Raw genomic sequence first — 21,524 nt, 5'->3', positions numbered from 1 at the left:
CCGACCTACTCCGTAATCTTGGTCACCACCCCGGCGCCCACGGTGCGGCCGCCTTCGCGAATCGCAAAGCGCAGGCCTTCTTCCATGGCGATCGGGGCAATCAGTTCCACGTTCATGGTGACGTTGTCACCCGGCATCACCATCTCGACGTCCGCCGGCAGCTCGCAGGCGCCGGTCACGTCGGTGGTCCGGAAGTAGAACTGCGGCCGATAGCCCTTGAAGAACGGGGTGTGACGACCGCCCTCTTCCTTCTTCAGGACGTACACCTCGCACTCGAACTTGGTGTGCGGGGTGATGCTGCCCGGCTTGGCCAGCACCTGGCCGCGCTCGATGTCTTCGCGCTTGGTGCCGCGAAGCAGAATGCCGACGTTGTCGCCCGCCTGGCCTTCGTCAAGCAGCTTGCGGAACATTTCCACGCCGGTGACGGTGGTCTTGGCGGTGTCCTTGAGGCCGACAATCGCAATCTCGTCGCCCACCTTGACGATGCCACGCTCGATACGGCCGGTGGCCACGGTGCCGCGACCGGAGATGGAGAAGACGTCTTCCACCGGCATGATGAAGGCGCCGTCCACGGCACGGTCGGGCTCGGGGATGAAGTCGTCCATCGCGCGCACGAGCTTGACGATGGATTCGATGCCGTGCTCGGACTCTTCGCCTTCCAGGGCCTTGAGGGCACTGCCGACGATCACGGGGGTGTCGTCGCCGGGGAAGTCGTAGGCGTCGAGCAGTTCGCGCACTTCCATTTCCACCAGCTCGAGCAGTTCGGCGTCATCCACCATGTCGGCCTTGTTCAGGTAGACAACGATGTGCGGTACGCCAACCTGGCGCGACAGCAGGATGTGCTCGCGCGTCTGCGGCATGGGGCCGTCGGCCGCACTCACCACCAGAATCGCGCCGTCCATCTGCGCGGCACCGGTGATCATGTTCTTGACGTAGTCGGCGTGACCCGGGCAGTCCACGTGGGCGTAGTGACGGCCTTCCGATTCGTACTCGACGTGCGAGGTCGAAATCGTGATGCCGCGCGCCTTCTCTTCCGGCGCCTTGTCAATCATGTCAAACGCCGACAGCTCCGACCCGAACAACCGGTTCGATACCACCGTCAACGCCGCCGTCAACGTCGTCTTGCCATGGTCAACATGACCAATCGTGCCCACATTCACGTGCGGCTTGCTGCGCTCGAATTTTGCTTTGGACATGGATGCTGCCTACCTTTGTATCTAGTCCGTTTCCCGAAACCTTCCCGACAAGGAGCCGTCTTACGACTCCCAATGGCACAAGGCCGTGCCAACGGCCGGCATGCCCGACCGGTAGCGAACCGAGAACCGCATTCTCGGCTCGCCTTCCACCGTGGCGGCTGGAAGCCCGACCGGCGGAATCAACATGGAGCCCGGAAGCGGATTTGAACCGCCGACCTCTCCCTTACCAAGGGAGTGCTCTACCACTGAGCTATCCGGGCATGATCTGGAGCGGGCGATGGGAATCGACCGATTCGTATGGAACGAATCGGCGCGACCGTCAGGGAGCCCGAAGGGCGAGGCGCATGGATACGCCGAGCAACCCACATCATCAGCCCGCCTGGCGGCGCCATTACCATCCACTCACTCGTCGCTGCTCATCCTCGTTATTCTGGAGCGGGCGATGGGAATCGAACCCACATCATCAGCTTGGAAGGCTGAGGTTCTACCGTTGAACTACGCCCGCCTGCTCGTTAAACCCACCCGCTAATCCTCGCTCTTCGGCCAGCCGAATACCGGCAGAACCGCTAGCGGCTGCTTCCTGTTTGGTGGAGGGGGAAGGATTCGAACCTTCGAAGGCTAAGCCGGCAGATTTACAGTCTGCTCCCTTTGACCGCTCGGGCACCCCTCCGGTGCTTCTCGCTCCGCAGCTTTGGGACACGTACCCGGCCGCGAAGAGCCGCGTATTCTTCGGGTTCACCGGCACGATGTCAACCGCCGGCGCGGCGATTCGCCATCGACTCGGTTACCATGCCGGTCAGCGAACTTCGGCAGGGTCCGTCCCCATGGATATCCGGCAGCTTCAGTATCTTTCCGCGCTTGCCCAGGAGCGACATTTCACGCGGGCGGCGCAGCGCTGCAACGTCACCCAACCCACGCTCTCCGGCCGCATCCGCCAGCTGGAGCAGGAACTGGGCGTGCCGATCGTGGAACGCGACCACCGGTATCACGCGCTGACCGCGGAAGGCGAACGGGTGCTGCGCTGGGCCGAGACCATTCTCGATAACTGCGATGCCATGCGCCAGGAGCTTTCCGCGCTCAAGGGCGGCCTGAGCGGGCGCCTGGCGCTGGGCGTGATCCCGTCCGCGCTGCCGATGGTGGTGGCGGTATCCGGTGCCATGCGCGCGCGTTATCCCAGCGTCGCGGTGTCCGTCCATTCGCGCACGTCGGACAAGATTCTTCGGGAGGTGGAGGCGTTCCACTTCGACGCCGGTATTACCTATCTCGATAACGAGCCGATCGAGCGTATGGAGACCCGGCATCTCTATGACGAGCACTACCAGCTGTTTCTGCCGGCCGAGCACGAGTGGGCCAACCGCGAAAGCGTGACCTGGGCCGAGGCGGCGGCGCTGCCGCTCTGCCTGCTCACGCCCAACATGCAGAACCGGCGCATCATCAACGGCGCGTTTCACGCTGCGCAGTGCAGCCCGGTGGCGGAAATCGAGACGGATTCGGTGGTCGCGCTGTGGTCCCATGTCCGCTTCGGCGGCTGGGCCAGCATCATGCCCGCCTATTTCAGCGAGCTGTTCGGCAACGAGAGCACGGTGCACAGCATTCCACTGGTGGAGCCGGAGGTGCGCCACCAGGTGGGCTTGGTCACCCTGGCACGCGACCCGCTATCGCCGATCGTGGCTGCCCTGTTCGAGGTCTGCCGGGATACGCCGCTGTTTCCGCTGGCGGGCGACCACCTGCTCCCCGCGGATTCAGGCTGAACCGGCGGGCGCCCCGGCATTTGCGTCGGACAACTCCTGGGCGGCCCACTCCACCAGGGGGTGCAGCCCTTCGCCGCCCCCGACCCGGAATGCCACCAGCTGAGAACGCATCTGCGGCGGCCAGAATTTCACGATGTGGTCGAGCACGCCCTCCCGGGCACGTGCTTCGGGATAAGCCTGAAAGTAGGCGGCAATCTGATTGGCCATGTGAACCATCTTGTGGTCATCCATTCGCGATCACCTCCCGCATTTGCATTCGCTCCGCCCCCGTCATCAGCAGAAAACCGCCGTCCCGCACCAGACAGGCCAGCGTGATGTTGGCCTCGCGCGCCAGCCGTACCGCCAGGGCGGTCGGGGCCGAGGCGGTGCACAGCAGGCGCAGGCCGAACGCCGAGGCCTTCTGAACCAGTTCATAACTGCAGCGGCTCGACATCACCACGAAGCCGCTCGCCGGATCCACACGGTCTCGCAGCAGAGCGCCGATAAGCTTGTCCAGGGCATTGTGTCGACCCACATCCTCGCGGGCCGTCCGCAGCATGCCGTCGGGACCAGCGAAAGCCGCCGCATGCATGGCCCCCGCCACCGCGTTGAACGGCTGGTGGTCGCGCAGCCCCGCCATGGCCCGCAGCACCGCGTTGCCGTCGAAGGCCGGGCCGTCGGGTACGCGCCCGAGCGGCTTGATGGCGTCGCGCAGGCTTTCCACCCCGCACAGGCCGCAACTGCTCACCCCGGCCAGGCGTCGTTCGCGTCGCGCGGACGCCGGCATTTCCCCGATCAGACGAACCTCGACGACATGCCCTTCCGGCCGCAGGTGCCGAATCACGCTGTCCACTTCGTCCGGATGCCGGATCACGCCTTCCGACCGCAGGAACCCGTAGGCGAAGTCCTCGGTATCGGCCGGCGACGCCAGCATCACCGCGTAGTTTTCGTCGTTGACCACCACGGCCACCGGCACTTCCTCGGGGAAGGCGCGCGTGACCGGCTCGACCGCGCCGTCCGACCACCGCTGCGCGGTTATCCGACCGGCCACCCAGGCCTGGTCGGCATCGGCCCTGTCGACCGGGGCGGTCATGATTCGGTCAGGCCTTCTCGGTTTCGGGTTCCGCGATGCGCTGCTGATTCTCCCGATCGTCGAGATAGCGCTTCTGCCACTCGGACATGGTGTTGCAGGGACGCACTTCCACCGCGGTCACCTTGTATTCGGGGCACTCGGTGGCCCAGTCGGAATACTCGGTGGTGATCACGTTGGCCGCCGTCTCCGGGAAGTGGAACGTGGTGTAGACCACGCCCGGCATCATGCGCTCGCTCACGATCGCTCGCAGCGTGGTTTCACCCATGCGCGACGCCACCGCTACCAGCGTGCCGTCCCGGATACCCCGGGTCTCGGCGTCCGACGGATGCAGTTCCAGCCAGTCCTCGCCGTGCCAGACACGGTTCTCGGTGCGACGGGTCTGGGCGCCCACGTTGTACTGGGAAAGAATCCGGCCGGTGGTCAGCAGCAGCGGGAACTTGCGGTTGGCCCGCTCGTCGGTGGCCACATAGGGCGTGAGCATGAATTTGCCCTTGCCGCGCACGAACTCGCCGATGTGCATGACCGGCGTGCCTTCCGGATGTTCCTCGTTGCACGGCCACTGGATGCTGCCGAGCTGGTCGAGACGCTCGAAGCTCACGCCCTGGAACGTCGGCGTGGTGCGAGCGACCTCGTCCATGATCTCGGACGGGTGGTTGTAGTGCATGGGATACCCCAGCTTCTGCGCCAGGTCCTGGGTGATTTCCCAGTCACCCTTGCCGGCCGGCGGCTCCTGCACCTTGCGCACGCGATTGATGCGGCGCTCGGCATTGGTGAAGGTGCCGTCCTTCTCCAGGAACGATGAACCGGGCAGGAATACGTGGGCGTAGGAGGCGGTTTCGTTCAGGAACAGGTCCTGCACGATCACGCACTCCATCGCCGACAGGCCGGCGGCGATGTGCTTGATATTCGGGTCGGACTGGAGAATGTCCTCGCCCTGCACGTAAAGCGCCTTGAACGTGCCGCCGGTGGCCGCGTCGATCATGTTGGGAATCCGCAGACCCGGCTCGGTGTCCAGGGTGACGCCCCATTCCTTCTCGTAGATGTCGCGCACGTCCTGTCGCGATATGTGCCGGTAGCCGGGCAGTTCGTGCGGGAACGAGCCCATGTCGCAGGAGCCCTGCACGTTGTTCTGGCCGCGCAGCGGATTCACGCCCACGCCATTGCGGCCGATGTTGCCGGTGCACATGGCCAGATTCGCCATGCCCATGACCATGGTCGAACCCTGACTGTGCTCGGTCACGCCCAGACCGTAATAGATCGCGGCATTGCCGCCGGTGGCGTAAAGCCGCGCCGCGGCGCGAATGTCAGCGGCCGGCACGCCGGTGATTTCGGCCACGGTTTCCGGACTGTTTTCGGGTCGCAGGATGAAGTCGCGCCATTCCGCGTATTCGTCGACCTCGCAGCGATCGCGGACGAAGTCTTCGTCGGCCAGCCCCTCGTCCAGCACGGTGTGGGCGAGCGCATTGATCAGCGGCACGTTGGTACCGGGCTTGAGTTGTAGATGGTGGTCAGCCTCGACGTGCGCGGAACGCACCAGGTCGATGGCCCGCGGGTCGGCCACGATCAGCCGGGCCCCGGCCCGCAGCCGTCGCTTCATCTGCGAGGCGAACACCGGGTGCGCGTCGGTGGGGTTGGCACCGATCACCAGCATCACGTCGGATTCTTCCACCGAGTCGAAATCCTGGGTGCCTGCCGAGGTGCCCAGCGTCGTCTTCAGACCGTAACCGGTGGGCGAGTGGCACACCCGGGCGCAGGTGTCGACGTTGTTGGTGCCGAACACGGCCCGCGCCAGCTTCTGCACCAGATAGGTTTCCTCGTTGGTGCAGCGGCTGGAGGTGATCGCCCCGAGCGCCGCACGACCGTACTCGTCACTGATGGCACGAATGCGCTGGACGGTGAAATCGTAGGCCTCGTCCCAGCTCACCTCCCGCCAGGGGTCGGTGATCTTTTCCCGGATCATCGGCGAGGTGATGCGGTCCGGATGCTGGGTATAGCCCCAGGCAAAGCGGCCTTTCACGCAGGAATGGCCGTGATTCGCCTTGCCTTCCTTGTAGGGCACCATGCGCACGACGTCGTCGCCCTTCATCTCGGCCTGGAAGGAACAGCCCACCCCGCAGTAGGCGCAGGTAGTGGTCACCGCCCGTTCCGGCATGCCCAGTTCGATCACGTCCTTTTCCAGCAACGCTTCGGTCGGGCAGGCCTGCACGCAGGCGCCACAGGACACGCATTCGGAATTCAGGAAGTCGTCCGAATCGGTACCGGCACTGATCATCGACGCGAAACCGCGGCCGTCCACCGTCAGCGCGAACGTGCCCTGCACCTCGTTGCAGGCCCGCACACAACGCGAACAGACGATGCAGCGGCTCGAGTCGAACCGGAAATAGGGGTTGGAGGCATCGGGCTCGACGTCCTGGTGATTGGCCCCGTCGCGGCCGTAGCGAACCTCGGTCACGCCAAGCTGATCGGCCAGTTGCAGCAGTTCGTCATCGCCGTGTCCGTCGGGCGTCACGCTCTGGCCCGGGTGATCCGACAGGTACAGCTCCACCACCCCGCGCCGCAGCTCGTTGAGCTTGTCGCTCTGGGTGCGCACCTCCATGCCCTCGGCCACCGGCATGGTGCAGGAAGCCGGATAGCCCCGCTTGCCCTCGACCTCGACCAGACAGAGCCGGCAGGAGCCGAACGGCTCGAGGTTGTCGGAGGCACAGAGCTTGGGCACATCGATGCCCGATTCCAGGGCTGCCCGCATGACCGACGTGCCCTCGGGCACCGTCACGGACTGACCGTCGATTTCCAGCGTCACCTGCTGGTCGGAATGACTGGCGGGGGTGCCGAAATCGGTGGGTTTGAGCTGGGTCGACATGGCTGCCTCCTGGGAGGACCGCTGATGAGTTCGGAATCAGGCCGCGGCGGTGCGCGGCTCGAAATCGTCCGGGAAATGGTTCAGGGCGGACAGCACCGGGAATGGCGCCATCCCGCCGTGCGCGCAGAGCGACCCCTGGATCATGGTTTCGCACAGCTCGCGCAGCAGCGCGATATTGCGGTCGCGATCGTCGTCGGCGGTGATCCGGTCGATCACCTCCTGGCCGCGCACCGACCCCACACGGCAGGGCGTGCACTTGCCGCAGGACTCGATGGCGCAGAATTCCAGCGCGAACCGCGCCTGCGCCACCATATCCACGGTGTCGTCAAATACCACGACGCCGCCGTGGCCGATCATGCTGTTGACCTCGGCGAAGGCCTCGTAATCCAGCGGCGTGTCGAACAGGTCCGGCGGCAGATATGCGCCCAGCGGGCCGCCAACCTGCACCGCCCGGGCGGGCCGACCGCTGGCGCAGCCGCCGCCGAGTTCGTTGATCAAGTGACCGAGGGTGACCCCGAACGGCACTTCGTACAGACCGGGCCGGGCCACATTGCCGCAAAGCTGCACGGTCAGCGTACCGCGGGACTTTTCCACGCCGACCGCGTGGTAGGCCGCGCCGCCGTCGGCAAGAATGGCCGGCACCGAGCCCAGCGTGATCACGTTGTTGACCACCGTCGGCCGGTTCAGAAAACCCTGGATGGCAGGCAGCGGCGGCTTGAAGCGAATCACGCCCCGCTTGCCTTCCAGGCTTTCCAGTAATGAGGTTTCTTCGCCGCAGATGTAGGCCCCGGCGCCCAGGCGGACTTCGATATCGAAGGCCTGGCCCGAGCCCATCACCGACTCGCCCAGCATGCCGTTGGCGCGCGCCGCTTCCAGCGCCTTTTCCAGCATGCGATGGGCGTCCGGATATTCGGACCGCAGATAGATGTAGCCCCGTTCGGCGCCGACCGCCAAGGCCGCGATGGTCATGCCTTCCAGCAGGCAGAACGGGTCGCCTTCCATCAGCATGCGATCGGCAAACGTGCCGCTGTCGCCTTCATCGGCATTGCAGACGATGTACTTCGGCGTAACTTCCTGATCGTGCACGGTCTGCCACTTGATGCCGGTGGGAAAGCCCGCCCCGCCGCGGCCGCGCAGCCCGGAGGCCTTGACCTCATCGACAATCGCCTGCGGTTCCATGGCCAGCGCGGCGCGCAATCCGGCCGTGCCGCCATGGGCGACGTAATCGTCCCAGTCGCCCGGCACTAACCGGCCGGTGCGGCCAAGCGTGAGCCGTTGCTGCCCCTGACTGGCGAGCAACTCGTCGACGTCGCCCACGCAGCGCGGATCATCGCGGCTTTCCGCCTGAAGTGCCTCCACCAGCGTTGCGGTGTCGTTCGCCTGGATCGGCCCGTAGCCGATGCGGCGTCCTTCGGTTTCCACCTCGACCAGCGGTTCCAGCCAGTACAGACCGCGGGACCCCGTCCGGACCACATCAAGGCCAGCGGACCGCAGCGCCGCCGCGACCTCGTCGGCCCCGATGGACACCGCCGTGCTGTCTGCCGGTACGAATACCCTCATGATGCCTCGCCTCCGACCGCGCCGGCGATCAGGCTGCTGACCCGGTCCGGCGTCAGCCGGCCGAGCGTTCGTTCATCGAACTGGGCCGACGGCGCACAGGGGCAGTTGCCGAGGCAGTACACCGCCTCCACGTCCACCCGGCAGGCCGGATCGGCCGCCAGCGACGATGCCATTGCCCATACTTCGCGGCCACCCACCGCCTGGCAGGCCTCCGCACGGCACACCTTCAGACTGTGCGGGCGCGGCGGCGTCCGCCGGAAATCGTGATAAAAAGTCACCACGCCGTAGACCTCGGCGCGGGAAAGATTCAGGTATCGCGCGACTTCACCGATTGCCTCGCCCGGCACATAGCCGAATGCCGCCTGCAAATCGTGGAGAATGGGCAACAACGGCCCCTCCCGATTGGCGTGTCGCTCACAGATGGCTTCAACCTGTCGTGACTTGGCTGTTTCCTCCGCGCTCATGCTGTCGTGCTCTTTTTAATGGCTTCAGTCGCGCGATACCTGAACAACGCGCATATTGCCCTCAAGAAGCTACGCCGCTGCACGGCACAGTCAAATTGCAATTTCCGATTTGGTGATAGAGAGGGGCAATGGTGCGGCGCGGAATGGGCGGCCGCGCCATGGGGAGGATGTGGAGCCGGCGACAGGAGTCGAACCCGCGACCTACTGATTACAAATCAGTTGCTCTACCAACTGAGCTACGCCGGCTTAAGGCGGTCCATCACACTAGTCACGCTCGGGCGTCCTGCCCTCGCTTAACAATCCGGCGCTATCCGGGGCGCCATCCATGGCGCTCGCTCGCCGGAACGAAGCCGTGCTTCGTCTCTCTCCGGCGAGCCCAACTGAGCTACGCCGGCTTGAGGCAATCCATCGCTAATGGCGCGCTCGGGCCGCGCCGGATCCGAGCGCCGCAAAGTCTATCGCGAATGGCCGTTGCTTGACGATGCATTGATGGCGGATTCCACGGCCACTCGCCCCAGTCCTTCCAGCACGATATCCGGCGCCAGATGCCAGTCGCCTTCCAGACGATCGGCAAGCCGTGCGGCCTCGCCGCCGGCCAGTATCCGCCGATCCAGTGCGAATCGCCGACACACCCGCTCGATCAGACCAACGGCCGCGTGCAGCGCTCCCGCCGCGACCGCCGTATCGGTGTCGCGGGCCAGATCATCCGGCACCTGCTCAACCGGCTGCGACCGGATTCGAGTATGCGCGTGAATCGCCTGCTGCATCGTCGCCATGCCCGGCACGATCAATCCGCCCTGATGGCATCCCGTGGCATCCACCACATCCACGGTCAGGGCCGTGCCCGCATCCACTACCACCACCGAGCCGGGCCCGCGGTGAAACGCGCCGATGCAGGCCAGCCAGCGGTCGACGCCCAGGCATTCCGGTCGGGCATAGGCGCATTGCACACCCGCGGCACTCGCCGTGGACACCACCTCCACCGCCGCCCGGTCCAGTCGATCCCGGGACCAGGCCTGCAGCGGTGTAGCCAGATCGGCGTCGGCCACGGTCGCAAACCAGACCGGGCCATCGAAATCGGTCGGCAAGGTGTCGACCCAGTCGCCGCGCCCGTCATGGGCCAGCGCCTGAACCGGACCCGGTCGGCCGGCCGCATCGGCCCGGGCCCATTTCACCCGGGTGTTGCCGATGTCCACCAGCAGCGTCATGCCAGCCCCCGCACCGTGACATCGCCCGCATAACAGCGACGCACGCCGTCATCCAGCCGCACCAGCAGGGCCCCATCCGGCGCCAGACCGGCCGCGTACCCGGCCTGGCGGTGCCCGTCGATATCCACTTCGATCGGGGCATCCCGCAAGGCATCGAACTCCGGCCAGCGCCGCTGGAAGGGCGGGAAGCCATGCTTCTGATAATCCTGCATCGCGCCGATCACCGCGGCCAGACAGTGGCCGGCCACCCGGTTTCGCGGCGGCGGTACGGCGAGCAGCCGATCCAGGGCGGTCCAGGGCTGGTCCACGTCCCGGGCCTGCCCGGCTTCCATCGCGGCATTCAGGCCCACGCCGGTGACGATCCGGCAGCCGCCCGCCGCCTCGCCGCGATGTTCCATCAGGATTCCGCCGAGCTTGGCGCCGTCCACCAGCAGATCGTTCGGCCACTTGAGACCGATCTCGGCCAGGCCGAGGTCACGCAGGGCCTCGGCCAGGCGGATGCCCACCGCCAGTCCCAGCGCGCCAATCGCATTGGGCGCCGGATCAAACGTCCAGCTCAGCGACAGGTACAGATTCGCGCCATAGGGCGATACCCACTGGCGACCGCGACGACCGCGCCCCCCGCTCTGGTGCTCGGCGAACAAGGCATGGGCGCCGGTATCGGGCGCAGCCAGCAGACGGTCGCTGGTGGAATCAATCGAGCCGCAGACCGCGAGCGAGTTCAGCGCCGACGCGGCATCAACCGGCATCGCCTTGCGAATGGCATCCGCCTGCAACGGCTCGAACGGTCGCGCCAGCCGGTAACCGCGGCCGCGCACGGCATGAATGGTCACGCCAAGCCCCCGTGCCGCCGCCACCCGTTTCCATACCGCGGCCCGGCTCAGACCCAGCGTAGCCGCCAGCGCGGTACCGGAATGCCAGTGGCCGTCGGCCAGATGGTGGATGACAGCGCCGGGGTCCAGCGGCACGCGGGCGGATTCGCTCACCGGCGCCGGCGCAGCAGCATCACCTGCTCGAAGCGGCTTTCCTCCCCGGCCAGAAGCCGGGAGACATTGCTCCGGTGGGTGAACAGCATCAGCAACCACATGGCCAGGGCGAACAGAACCGGCGCCGAACCGAGTGCCGGCCACACCCAGACGGCCTGGGCGAACACGACCGCCCCCATTGCCAGCAGAATCGCCAGACTGACCATGCCGGAAAGCACCAGCACGGCCACGAACGTCAGCACCCCGGGCACCAGCGGCCCGGGCGCCAGCACGACAAGCACGCCGATGAGCGTCGCGGCCCCCTTGCCGCCGGCGAAACCGAAGTACACCGGATAGACGTGGCCGATCACCGCGGCGGCGCCGCAGGCGAATGCCAGCCAGCCCGGTCCACCCACCACCAGCAGCGGTAGCAGTCCGCCGGCAACCAGTCCCTTGGCCAGATCGAACAACAACACCAGCACGCCGTAGAGCTTTCCCCCGGTACGCAGGGCATTGGTGGCCCCGGCGTTGCCACTGCCGGCGGCGCGCAGGTCGGCCTTGCCCAGCAGCCGGCCGATCAACAGCCCACCCGACAGCGCGCCGATCAGATAGGCCGCGACAATCACCAGCAGTGTTGCAATCACAGGTTGCCCCCGATCAGCCGACGTTCACATTGTAGGAAAAATCGGTCTTCTGCGCGGCCGCCGCCCGCCGACCATAGAGCCGCTCGATCTCGCCGGCATAGCGCCGCGCCACGGCCCGCCTGCGCAGCTTCTCGGTCACGGTGAGCAGGCCATTGTCGACGCTCCAGACCTCGTCGACGACCGCCACCCGGCGGATCTGCGCATGACCCGGGAAATGGCGCAGGCGCTGACCAATGCGCTTGAGCATCGCCCGCTCGAGCTGCGGATCCCAGCGGTCCGCGGGGCTCTCGGGGTCCAGCCCCAGCGTGCCCATGAGGGCGTGCAGCGCCGCGTCATCGCAGGTCACCAGCGCCGCCAGATAGGGCCGGGCTTCGCCCACCACCGCCGCCCGGGTGAACAGCGGGTCCAGGCCGATGGTGCGTTCCAGCGGTTCGGGCGAGGCCTTGTCGCCGGTCGCCATCACGATGATTTCCTTGAGCCGACCGGTGAGAAACAGGCGGCTCTGGTCCAGACGGCTGACCTTGTCGCCGGTGCGCAGCCAGTTGCCGCCGGATTCCAGCACCGCCGCGGTGGCCTCGGCATCGCCCCAGTAGCCCTGCATCACGCCGGGGGTGCGCACCCACAGCTCGTTGTCGGGTCCCAGGCGGGTCTGCACGTCATCCAGTAGCGAGCCGACACTGGCGGGATCGTTGTCATCCATCCGGTTGACGCTGACCACCGGACCGGCCTCGGTCAGGCCATAGCCCTGCAGGATCGGCAATCCAAGGCCGATCAGCGTTCGCGCTACCGGCCGGGGCAGCGCCGCCGCCCCCGAAATCGCCACTTCCAGCCGGCCGCCGAAGGGCCGCAGGCAGGGTCGCGCCACTAGTTGCCGCAGTAGCGGCCAGATCAGATGCCGCAAACGTCGGGGCCCGCGCCCCTGCTGGCGTTCGAATACCGACCAGCCGAGTTCCGTGGTCAGGCGCACCAGCCGGCGCACCCATCGGGGCCGCCGGGTGAGACTGCGCTGGAGCTCGGTGTAGTAGTGCTCGTAGATTCGCGGCACCCCGACCAGCGCCGTCGGACGAGCGTTGGCCAGGGTCAGACTGAGAAATCGCGGATGGCGGCAGAACGAGAGCGTGGCGCCAGTAATCAGGGCGCGGTGGTAGTCGACCGTGCGCTCGTAGGCATGGGCCAGCGGCACGAATGACACCAGATGCTCGTCCACCGGCGTGTCCACCGCGCGGGCGCAGGCGTAGGCGTTCCACACCAGACTGGCATGGCTGAGCATCACCCCTCGGGCGCGGCCGGAGGTGCCGGAGGTATAGACCAGCGAGGCCAGCTCCGTCGGCGCCGGAGTCAACGACGCCCGCTGCGGCTCGTCGGGCAACCACTGATCGCCGGCCACCAGCCGCGTATCCCCGTCGGTATCCCCGTCAAGAGCGACCACGGTTTGCACCGCGGGACAGTCGTCCTCCGCCAGAATCGACCGCCACCAGCGGCCCTTGGCCACCACCACCAGCGCCGCGCCGCTGTCGCGCAACACGTCGCCGCTGCTCGCGGGCGTATCACCGCAGAACAGGCCTACCGACACCAGCCCCTGATCCAGCGCCGCCTGATCGACTGCCACCCAGCTCGGGCTGTTGCGCACCAGAATGGCGACTCGCGACCCGGCGGCGAGTTCGCTGCCGGCCAGACCGGCCCGCCAGCGGCCGACCAGCCGCTCGGCCTGTGCCCAGGTCAGGGATCGCCAGCGGCGGGCCGGCGGATCGAAGTAGCGATAGGCGGTTTCGTTGGGCGTGAGCGCCACCCGGCCGGCGAACAGCGCCGGCAGCGTGGTGGCCCGGGCGGCCGGTACCCAGTGCATGGCATCCGTCATGACGGCAACGACAACCAGGCCGTGCGCCGCGCCGCCGTCTCGGCGTCGCAGCGGCTGATCAAACGGAATCGCCACTGGTCAGCGGCCGGCGCCCGCGGGGCGAAGCGCCGCGTGAGCAGTTCGTCATCGCGGAACAGGTGCAGGGTTACCGGGGTCCCGGTCGGGACGCGTCGAAGCCGCCGGGTCAGGGTATCCGCCTCGGCACGCAGACCGTCCACTGCCACGATCACGTCCCCGGGGCACAGGCCGGCGGCTTCTGCCGGACTGTCCGTCAACACGTGCAGCAACCGCGCCGGCCCGGCGCCGGCATTGAGCCGCAGCCCCTGGGCCAGCAGAAAGGCTGCGCCGTCGCGGGTATCCGGCGTTACCCGGCGGGCCCGGACGCCGAAGCGCGCCAGGAGTTCGGCCAGGGGCAATTCTTCGGTGCCCCGCACGGCGCCGTCGAAGAAATCGGAGAGATCGGCGCCCGCCACCTTGGCGGCAATTGCCTCCAGCCCGTTATCAGACACCGGAATGCCCGGACGCCCGTGCTCGGCCCAGACCCGGGCCATCACGTCATCCAGGCTGACGTCGCCGTCCGTTCGGTCACGCAGCAGCAGATCCAGGCAAAGCGCCACCAGCGCCCCCTTGCCGTAATAGCTGACCACCGCATTGGGGCTGTTCTCGTCCGGCCGGTAGAACTTGGTCCAGGCATCGAAGCTGGACTGGGCCAGGCTCTGGCAGCGCCGGCCCGGATTGCCGGCCAGCCGGTTGGCGATCCGCTGCAGCCGGCCGAGGTACGCGGTTTCGTCGATCAGCCCGGCCCGCACCAGGGCCAGATCGTCGTAGTAGCTGGTCACCCCTTCGTAGGCCCACAAATCCTCGAAATGGGCTTCCGTCGCAAGGTCGCTGTCGGCCACCGCGGCCGGTTGAATCCGCTTGACGTTCCAGAGGTGGAAATATTCGTGGCTGCACAGGCCGAGCAACTCGGCATAGGCGTCGCTGCGAGCGGCGGCACCAGCCACCGGCAGTGCGTTGCGGTCGACCAGCAGCGCGGCACTCGCCCGGTGCTCGAGACCGCCGTAACCGGCGCCGGCGATCTGGGCCAGAAACAGGTAGTTGTCCATCGGCATCTCGCCGAACACCGCCGCCTGGGCTTCGCACACGCGGGTCAGATCGGCGGCCAGCTTCTCGCGATCGGCATCATGACGCCCCAGACAGACAAAGGCATGTGGCACCCCGCCGGCCTGGAAGTCGATCCGGTCGATGTTCCGCCCCATAGCCACGGGATGATCAATCAGGCTCCGGTAATCATCCGCGGCATACTCGCCGAAACCTGCCGCATCGACCGCCACGGCGGGCAGACTGGTGGCCACTTGCCAGTCGTGATCAGGCAGCGGTGACAGACGAACCCGACAGGGCGACGTTTCCCGACCCACCGGACGCAGATAGACCGAGGTGCCGTCGAAGAAACCACGCTGATCATCCAGATAAGCGGCGCGCACCGAGCTGTCGCGCGCGTGCAGCTCGTAAGTCAGGGTCAGGGCGCCCGCCACCGGCGCCACCTGCCAGGTCTGTTTGTCGATCTTGCGTACGACGACCGGGTTGCCTGCCGCATCGCTGGCGGCCACCGACAATATGTTGCGGGCGAATTCGCGAATCAGATAACTGCCCGGCACCCAGGCCGGCAGCGTGAACCGCTGGCCTTCGGTATCGGGCGCGGGCACGGTGCAGGTCACGCGGAATCGGTGTCCACGCGGCGAAACGGCGCTGACCTCGTACTCGACCGGTGTCATCGGCATGCCGGGTTCCTGAAAGGCGCGCGATTCTACGCCGCTGCCGGCCGGATTGCATGCAGCGTGCCGGGCTGGTCGGCTTTCCGCCCCTCAGGTTTTCTGCAAGACTCCCGATAACCATAGACAAGGTACCGCATCGGGTGGCGCAACCGGACGGCGACCGGAACCTTCCGGCGCCGCTGCCACCCCGGTGGCGTTTGTCTTTCCCTGGAGTTTGTCGATGCCCAATCGCCTTCCGCAACTGCGAGGGTGTCCCGCCAGTCCGGGACGGCAGCGCGGGGCCACCCTCGTTTTTACCGCGTTCACGCTGGTCGCGCTGGTGGCAACACTGGGTCTGGCGGTGGACGTGGGGCGGCTGTACGCCACCCAGACCCAGCTTCAGCGCACGGCTGAGGTTGCGGCGCTGGATGCGGCACGCGCTCTTGGAGGCTGCGGATTGGGTACGCCATCGCCTCCTCCAGAACGTTGTGACCTTGGCCCGAATCCGACCGAACAGGAATCCGCTCAATGCGCGGTAGACAATGCCATCGACAACCAATCTGACGATGACGGCGCACCAGCGATTAGTAATGATTTAGTTTTAGGCATTCAACAATCTAACGGCTCTTTATTGAGCTTCGAGCCGAGTAATCAGTTCGATGCCGACTCGGCCCAGGTCACCCTGACCCGCCCGGCGCCGACGCCGCTGGTGGCATTTTTCACTGCCGATCGCCCGCTGACCGCCTCGGCCACCGCCATCAGTCGTCCCCAGGCGGGTATTTCGGTTGGCACGTCGCTGGCCCGCATTGGCGGACTCGACGGCAGCGAGGGCATTCTGGCCGCCCTGCTCGGCACCAACCAGGTGAACCTCGTCAGCTACGAGGGCCTCGCGGATGCCCAGCTCACGATCGGGGATCTGCTACAGGCCGACGCGACGGTTACCGGCGTCGAGGACCTGCTGCAAACCAACTTCACGCTACCAGAATCACTCGGCTTCCTGGCCGACACGCTGGATGCCACCACCGGCTCCGCCAACGCTCTGGCCGCTGCAACGCTCCGGGACCTGGCCGATCTGGCCGATCCCGGCCGCAGTTCGCAGCTGGGCCAGATACTGAATATCGAGGAGGGCTTCGAGGACCTGGCAGCGAGCCTGCCCCTCAACGCCCTGGATCTTCTCACCGGGCTGGCGCAGGCGGCCAACCTGGGTTCGCCCGTCGATCTTCCCGTGGGCGTGGACCTGGGCGGCATCGCAACCGTGGATGGGCAAGTCAACATCATCGAGCCACCGCAGATCGCCTTCGGCCGGGCGGGCCTCGACGGCAGCAACCAGCCGCGTACCCGCGCAACCACCGCACAGGCCGCGATTCAGCTGAACGTGACGGTGCTCGACGTGTTACCGGGGCTACTGGGCGGGCCGTTTCTCAATCTGCCGATCTACATCAAGGTGGCATCTGCCGAAGCCACGCTGGACGACATCCAGTGTGCGGGCCAGACACCGCTGGCCGAAAACGACGGAACCTTCCAGCATTTCGTCGAGGTCGGCGCGACCACCCGCATCGCCGATCTCGGCATCGGCGAGTTTGCCGACATCGGTGCGTTCGACCCGCAGCCACCCGCACCCGGTCAGGACATCACGATTCTGAACATTGCCGGCGTGGCCCAGGTCACCGCGGAGAACGCGCCGCGAGTTTCGGTCGGGGCGCCGGATTCCGAGGCAGTGGAGTTCGTCGGCCCCTTCCCCCCGCAGGACGAGGCCGAGATTCAGACAGAAACGGTTGGCCCGGATCTTTCCGATTCCCTGAATGGCGCGCTGAGCGGTCTGTCCGACAACCTGCTGGCGAATCTGGACGTCGACCTCTTCAACGCCGGCGCCCTGGGCGACGTCTTCGATGCCCTGGACGGGCTGGTAGGCGGACTGATCGGCGGATTGCTGGACGGCATTCTGGACGGTCTGCTGGGCGGGTTGCTCGGTCTGGGCAATCCCAATAGCGGCGATCTGCTTGACCTCGTTACCGGCATTCTGGAACCGGTACTCGATACGCTGGACGATGCCCTGCTGGAACCACTGTTCAACCTGCTGGGCCTGAGTGCCGGCGCGGCCGACGTTTCCGTGCAGTCGGTCCTGATCAACCAGCCCGCGATCTACTGCACCGACCGTCAGTGCAACGCGGACTAGCAAGCGCTTTCCACTAAACTGCCGCCGTTCACCAGCCTCGATGATCCAGCCCCAGCTTTTCCGCCAATGCCGCGAGCTTGCGGGTGGGTGATACCGCCACCCCCTGCCCGGCCCAGGACAGCAGGGGCAGATCGGCATGGGAATCCGAATACATGATCACTTCGGTCGGCTCGACGCCATCGCCCAGCACCGCGCGGACACGGGCCAGCTTTTCGGCGTCGCGGCAGTTCAGGCCATTCATGCCGGCCAGCCGGTCGTCGCCGGTCCAGGCCACGCGCGAACAGACCACTTCCTCGATACCCAGTCGCCGGGCCAATGGTTCGACGTAGATGTCGAGACTGGCGGTGGCCAGGATCACCCGGTCCCCTGCGGCCAGGTGTTCGCGCAGGCAGTCCAGCGCGGCCGGGCGCATGCCGTGTTCGAGCAGATCGTCGACGAATGCCTGCGCCCAGGCCAGCAGCCGCTGCCGCGGCTGGCCGCCGGCAACGCTGACCAGCACCGCGCGCTTGATTCCGGTTCGCCGGTTGGCCAGCCAGCCCCGCACGACGCGTACCGGCAACCACAGCAGGCCAACCACACAGGCCGGATGACGGCGCAGATAGCCGCGAAGAAACGGCAGGAACGTATCGTGACGGGTCAGGGTCTCATCGAGATCGAATACCGCCACCCGCCGGGTGCCGACGGCCGCCGACCCAGTGGGATCGGCTACCTCCGCCTGCATTCCCGGCCCCCGATCACCGTGGGCATGCTCAGCCGGCCACGGCCTCGGCGGCTGCCGTGGCTTCACCGGGCCGGACCTGATAACCCGACTGCTGCAACACCGTTTCCAGCGCGGCCAGACAACGGGCGACGTTCTCCGGGCGGCTACTCTGGCCCATCAGGCCGATGCGCCAGATCTTGCCGGCCAGCGGGCCGAGACCCGCGCCGATTTCGATCCCGTGGTCCTCGAGCAAGCGCCGACGCACGCCGGCCTCGTCCACGCCCTCGGGCACCCGGACCGCATTGAGTTCCGGCACCCGTTCCGCCGCGGGCACGGCCATGGTCAGCCCCATGGCTTCCAGTCCGGCGACCAGGCCTTCGTGGCAGCGCCGATGGCGCGCCCAGACCGATTCCAGCCCTTCTTCCAGAATCATCACCAGCGATTCATGCAGCCCGTAGAGGGCGTTCACCGGCGCGGTGTGGTGATAGGCCCGCTGGGCGCCGCCGCTCCAGTAGCCGGTCAGCAGCGACAGGTCCAGGAACCAGCTCTGTACCGGCGCCTGGCGTTCGTTCATCACGTCCTGGGCCCGCTTGCTGAAGGTTACCGGCGACAGGCCGGGCGGGCAGGACAGACATTTCTGTGTGCCGGAATAGCAGGCGTCGATGCCCCAGTCGTCAATGCGCACGGGCACCCCGGCCAGCGACGTCACCGTGTCCATGAGCACCATCGCCCCCGCCTCGTGGGCGATCTTCGCCAGCGTTTCGCCATCCGACAGGGCGCCGGTCGAGGTTTCGGCGTGGACGAACGCCACCAGCTTCACCGGGCCCACGCGCTTGAGTTCCGCGCGCAGGGCCTCCGGATCGACGGCCCGGCCCCAGTCCTGGTCCACCGTGGTCACCTCGGCACCGGCGCGGCGGGCCATTTCGGCCAACCGGCCGCCAAACACCCCATTGACGCAGACCACTACCTTGTCGCCGGGCTCCAGCAGATTGACGATGGTGGCTTCCTGGCCGGCGGTGGCCGGACCGGAGATGGGCATCGTCAGATCGTTGTCGGTGAGAAACACCGCGCGCAGATGCGCCTTGATCTGGTCCATCAGGCGAATGAACTCGGGGTCCAGATGCCCGATGGTGGTACGACCCATCGCGGCAAGCACGCGATCGTGCACGTCGGAGGGGCCGGGCCCCATGAGCAGGCGTTTGGGCGGCTGAAAACTGGTAAGCGTCACAGGCGGGTGCTCATCAAAGTCAAACCAGCGCGGTACGATACTGGATTCGCCGCAAGCTGGCTAACCCCTGCCCGCCGGGCGGCACCTTGAAATGGGTGCCTTGCCCGGCGCGTTCCGTCGCCTCGATGTCCGCCAAACCATGCCCAGAGTCCGTCCCATCAATCCCGCCCAGATTCGGGATTTCGAGCAGGCCATCGGCCGCCCCCTCGCCCGCGAGGTGCCGCTGGCGCCGCTGACCACCTTTCAGGTCGGTGGAACCGCCGAGTGCCTGCTCGAAACTCGTGGCGCGGACGACCTGGCAAACGCCGTGCGCGCCGCGCGCCGACTGGACATCGACTACCTGCTGCTGGGTTGCGGCGCCAATCTGCTGGTCGGCGACCGCGGCCATCCCGGACTGGTGATCCGCAATAGCAGCGGCGCGATCAACGTGACCGGCCATCGGCTCACCGCGGACAGCGGCGCCATCATGTACCCGGATGTCATCGACGCGGCGGTTCACCGCGGCCTGTCCGGCCTGGAACATTTCGTCGGCATCCCCTCCACCGTCGGCGGGGCGCTGTGGCAGAACCTGCATTTTCTGTCGCCGCCGCCCGAGCGGGACCGCACCATGTTCATCGCGGAAGTGCTGGAAAGCGCGCAGCTACTCACCGCCGAGGGAGAGTACCGGGAGGTGGGCGTGGATTACTTCCGGTTTGGCTACGACTACTCGGTGCTGCACGACCGCGACGACATCGTGCTGTCCGCCACCTTCGCGCTGACCCCGGCCGACGCCGCACGGCTACGCGAGATCATGGCCGCCAATCTCGACTGGCGCGGCCAGCGTCATCCGCCGCTGGGTACGGAACCCTCGGCCGGTTCGATCTTCCGCAAGATCGAGGGCATCGGCGCGGGCCGGCTGATCGACGAGTGCGGCTTGAAGGGACTGATCTGCGGCGGCGCGCAGATTTCACCGCGGCACGCCAACATCATCGTCAACCGGGGCGGCGCCACTGCCGCCGATATCTGCGCGCTGATCATGCACGCGCAGCAAGTGGTGTCGGCCGAGACCGGTCACTGGCTCACGCCCGAAATCGGGTTCGTGGGCGAGTTCGCGCCGGTAACGCGGCTGCCCGCCGACACGCGGGCGCCCTGAAATAAAGTTGTCATCTGACGCTGGCAAATTATGAACTCGACAGCGGCTTCGGGGGTATGCCCCGTGTCGCGAGCCGACCTGCGGGTCGGCTTTTTTGTGGGCGGCGTCCGGCCGGCTCAGTCCCTGAACGACGGGTCGCGCCGATCTAGCTTGCGCAGCAGACCCGGCCAGGCAAGCTTGCCGCCCAGCCCGCGCGTGACCTTGTCCGCCTGCTGCTTGATGCCGGCCACGATCGGATCGGGCACTTCCCGCAGGGTCTGACCGGTGCTCTGCGCCAGCACCTGTATCTGGCAGGCGCTCTCCAGCAGGTACATGGCCAGAAAGGCGTCGGCCACTGTCTCGCCCACGGTCAGCAGCCCGTGGTTGCGCAGGATCAGATTGTTGGCATCGCCCAAGTCGGCCACCAGTCGCGGCTTTTCGTCCTCGTTGAGGGCCACGCCCTCGTAGTCGTGATACCCCAGCGAGGCCAGCGGAAACAGCGACTGCTGCGAATAGGCCCGCAGGCCTTCGTCCTGAACCGACACGGCGATGCCGTTGCGGGTGTGCAGGTGCAGCACACAGAGCGCGTCCTCGCGGGCGGCGTGGATGGCGCTGTGAATGGTGAACCCGGCCGGGTTGGTGTCGTAGGGCGAGTCCATCACCTTGTTGCCCTCGGCGTCGATCTTGACCAGCGAGCTGGCGGTAATCTCCTCGAAGAACATGCCGTAGGGGTTGATCAGGAAATGGTGCTCGGGCCCGGGCACCCGGGCCGAAATGTGCGTGAACACCAGATCATCCCAGCCGAACATGGCCACCAGCCGGTAGCAGGCGGCCAGGTCCACCCGGCGTTCCCACTCGGCGTCGCTGACCTGGCGACGGACATCCTGGTTGGTTGTAGCGGCTGTCACCATGAACATCCCCTTCGGTGGCGTATCGGGACCGTCGGCACCGGCCTGATGCCGCCAGTTGTGTGATAC

The 21,524-nt window shown here is 66.7% G+C and carries 17 protein-coding genes and 4 tRNA genes; 3 read left to right on the top strand and 18 right to left on the bottom strand.

Annotation, left to right across the window (positions count from 1 at the left end; translation table 11 throughout):
• Window positions 1-5: 5 nt before the first annotated feature.
• The 4 genes from tuf to RM531_RS12700 form a co-directional block, all read right to left on the bottom strand.
• Window positions 6-1,196 carry an elongation factor Tu gene (gene tuf / locus RM531_RS12715; RefSeq protein WP_311659740.1) on the bottom strand — a complete coding sequence of 397 codons (1,191 nt, stop codon included), beginning with the start codon at window positions 1,194-1,196 and terminating at the stop codon, window positions 6-8.
• Window positions 1,197-1,381: 185 nt separating this feature from the next.
• Window positions 1,382-1,456: transfer RNA gene (locus RM531_RS12710), tRNA-Thr, on the bottom strand.
• A gap of 171 nt (window positions 1,457-1,627) precedes the next feature.
• Window positions 1,628-1,701 (bottom strand) — tRNA-Gly (locus RM531_RS12705).
• Between the two features lie 80 nt (window positions 1,702-1,781).
• Window positions 1,782-1,866: transfer RNA gene (locus RM531_RS12700), tRNA-Tyr, on the bottom strand.
• A 154-nt stretch (window positions 1,867-2,020) separates the two neighbouring features.
• On the opposite strand from RM531_RS12700, the gene RM531_RS12695 reads away from it, so the two are divergent.
• Complete coding sequence (locus tag RM531_RS12695) at window positions 2,021-2,947, top strand: LysR family transcriptional regulator (protein WP_311659739.1); 927 nt, start codon at window positions 2,021-2,023, stop codon at window positions 2,945-2,947.
• Here the strand turns inward: RM531_RS12695 and RM531_RS12690 are convergent.
• From RM531_RS12690 to RM531_RS12640, 11 genes are all read right to left on the bottom strand, one after another.
• Window positions 2,939-3,178: a formate dehydrogenase subunit delta gene (locus RM531_RS12690; protein ID WP_311659737.1), complete on the bottom strand. Its 240-nt coding sequence runs from the start codon at window positions 3,176-3,178 to the stop codon at window positions 2,939-2,941. The genes RM531_RS12695 and RM531_RS12690 overlap by 9 nt on opposite strands.
• Window positions 3,171-4,019: a formate dehydrogenase accessory sulfurtransferase FdhD gene (gene fdhD / locus RM531_RS12685; RefSeq protein WP_311659735.1), complete on the bottom strand. Its 849-nt coding sequence runs from the start codon at window positions 4,017-4,019 to the stop codon at window positions 3,171-3,173. Before fdhD ends, RM531_RS12690 begins: the two co-directional genes overlap by 8 nt.
• Before the next feature lie 7 nt (window positions 4,020-4,026).
• A complete protein-coding gene (gene fdhF, locus RM531_RS12680; RefSeq protein WP_311659733.1) occupies window positions 4,027-6,879 on the bottom strand; it encodes a formate dehydrogenase subunit alpha in 2,853 nt (950 codons plus the stop codon).
• A gap of 36 nt (window positions 6,880-6,915) precedes the next feature.
• Window positions 6,916-8,439 (bottom strand): formate dehydrogenase beta subunit, encoded by a 1,524-nt coding sequence (locus RM531_RS12675; RefSeq protein WP_311659731.1) that lies wholly within the window; start codon window positions 8,437-8,439, stop codon window positions 6,916-6,918.
• Window positions 8,436-8,903: an NAD(P)H-dependent oxidoreductase subunit E gene (locus tag RM531_RS12670; RefSeq protein WP_311659729.1), complete on the bottom strand. Its 468-nt coding sequence runs from the start codon at window positions 8,901-8,903 to the stop codon at window positions 8,436-8,438. Before RM531_RS12670 ends, RM531_RS12675 begins: the two co-directional genes overlap by 4 nt.
• A 170-nt stretch (window positions 8,904-9,073) precedes the next feature.
• A tRNA-Thr gene (locus RM531_RS12665) sits at window positions 9,074-9,149 on the bottom strand.
• Window positions 9,150-9,358: 209 nt separating this feature from the next.
• Window positions 9,359-10,111 carry a type III pantothenate kinase gene (locus tag RM531_RS12660; protein WP_311659726.1) on the bottom strand — a complete coding sequence of 251 codons (753 nt, stop codon included), beginning with the start codon at window positions 10,109-10,111 and terminating at the stop codon, window positions 9,359-9,361.
• A complete protein-coding gene (locus RM531_RS12655; RefSeq protein WP_311659724.1) occupies window positions 10,108-11,097 on the bottom strand; it encodes a biotin--[acetyl-CoA-carboxylase] ligase in 990 nt (329 codons plus the stop codon). Before RM531_RS12655 ends, RM531_RS12660 begins: the two co-directional genes overlap by 4 nt.
• Complete coding sequence (gene plsY, locus RM531_RS12650; RefSeq protein WP_311659723.1) at window positions 11,094-11,720, bottom strand: glycerol-3-phosphate 1-O-acyltransferase PlsY; 627 nt, start codon at window positions 11,718-11,720, stop codon at window positions 11,094-11,096. The genes RM531_RS12655 and plsY overlap by 4 nt, the downstream gene beginning before the upstream one ends.
• A gap of 13 nt (window positions 11,721-11,733) precedes the next feature.
• Window positions 11,734-13,578 (bottom strand): AMP-dependent synthetase/ligase, encoded by a 1,845-nt coding sequence (locus tag RM531_RS12645; RefSeq protein ID WP_311659722.1) that lies wholly within the window; start codon window positions 13,576-13,578, stop codon window positions 11,734-11,736.
• Window positions 13,575-15,359: a M61 family metallopeptidase gene (locus RM531_RS12640; RefSeq protein ID WP_311659721.1), complete on the bottom strand. Its 1,785-nt coding sequence runs from the start codon at window positions 15,357-15,359 to the stop codon at window positions 13,575-13,577. Before RM531_RS12640 ends, RM531_RS12645 begins: the two co-directional genes overlap by 4 nt.
• Window positions 15,360-15,573: 214 nt before the next feature.
• Between RM531_RS12640 and RM531_RS12635 the strand changes: the two genes are divergently transcribed.
• Window positions 15,574-17,508, top strand: a complete 1,935-nt coding sequence (locus tag RM531_RS12635; RefSeq protein ID WP_311659720.1) for a pilus assembly protein TadG-related protein — start codon at window positions 15,574-15,576, stop codon at window positions 17,506-17,508.
• 28 nt (window positions 17,509-17,536) lie between these two features.
• On the opposite strand, the gene RM531_RS12630 is transcribed toward RM531_RS12635, so the two are convergent.
• Window positions 17,537-18,229, bottom strand: coding sequence for an HAD-IB family hydrolase (locus RM531_RS12630; RefSeq protein ID WP_311659719.1), 693 nt, complete (start codon window positions 18,227-18,229; stop codon window positions 17,537-17,539).
• Window positions 18,230-18,257: 28 nt separating this feature from the next.
• Complete coding sequence (locus RM531_RS12625) at window positions 18,258-19,436, bottom strand: pyridoxal-phosphate-dependent aminotransferase family protein (RefSeq protein ID WP_311659717.1); 1,179 nt, start codon at window positions 19,434-19,436, stop codon at window positions 18,258-18,260.
• Between the two features lie 139 nt (window positions 19,437-19,575).
• Between RM531_RS12625 and murB the strand changes: the two genes are divergently transcribed.
• The gene (murB, locus tag RM531_RS12620; protein WP_311659715.1) at window positions 19,576-20,568 is read left to right on the top strand and encodes a UDP-N-acetylmuramate dehydrogenase; all 993 of its coding nucleotides are present in this window, start codon (window positions 19,576-19,578) and stop codon (window positions 20,566-20,568) included.
• 116 nt (window positions 20,569-20,684) lie between these two features.
• Here murB and RM531_RS12615 read toward each other — a convergent pair whose 3' ends face one another.
• Complete coding sequence (locus RM531_RS12615; protein WP_311659713.1) at window positions 20,685-21,458, bottom strand: class II aldolase/adducin family protein; 774 nt, start codon at window positions 21,456-21,458, stop codon at window positions 20,685-20,687.
• Window positions 21,459-21,524: the final 66 nt, after the last annotated feature.

The sequence above is a fragment of the Spectribacter acetivorans genome (assembly GCF_031846305.1).
Classification (GTDB): domain Bacteria; phylum Pseudomonadota; class Gammaproteobacteria; order Nevskiales; family Salinisphaeraceae; genus Spectribacter; species Spectribacter acetivorans.
The sequence above is the reverse complement of the archived record's forward strand: the minus strand, read 5'-3'. Positions and strand labels throughout refer to the sequence as shown.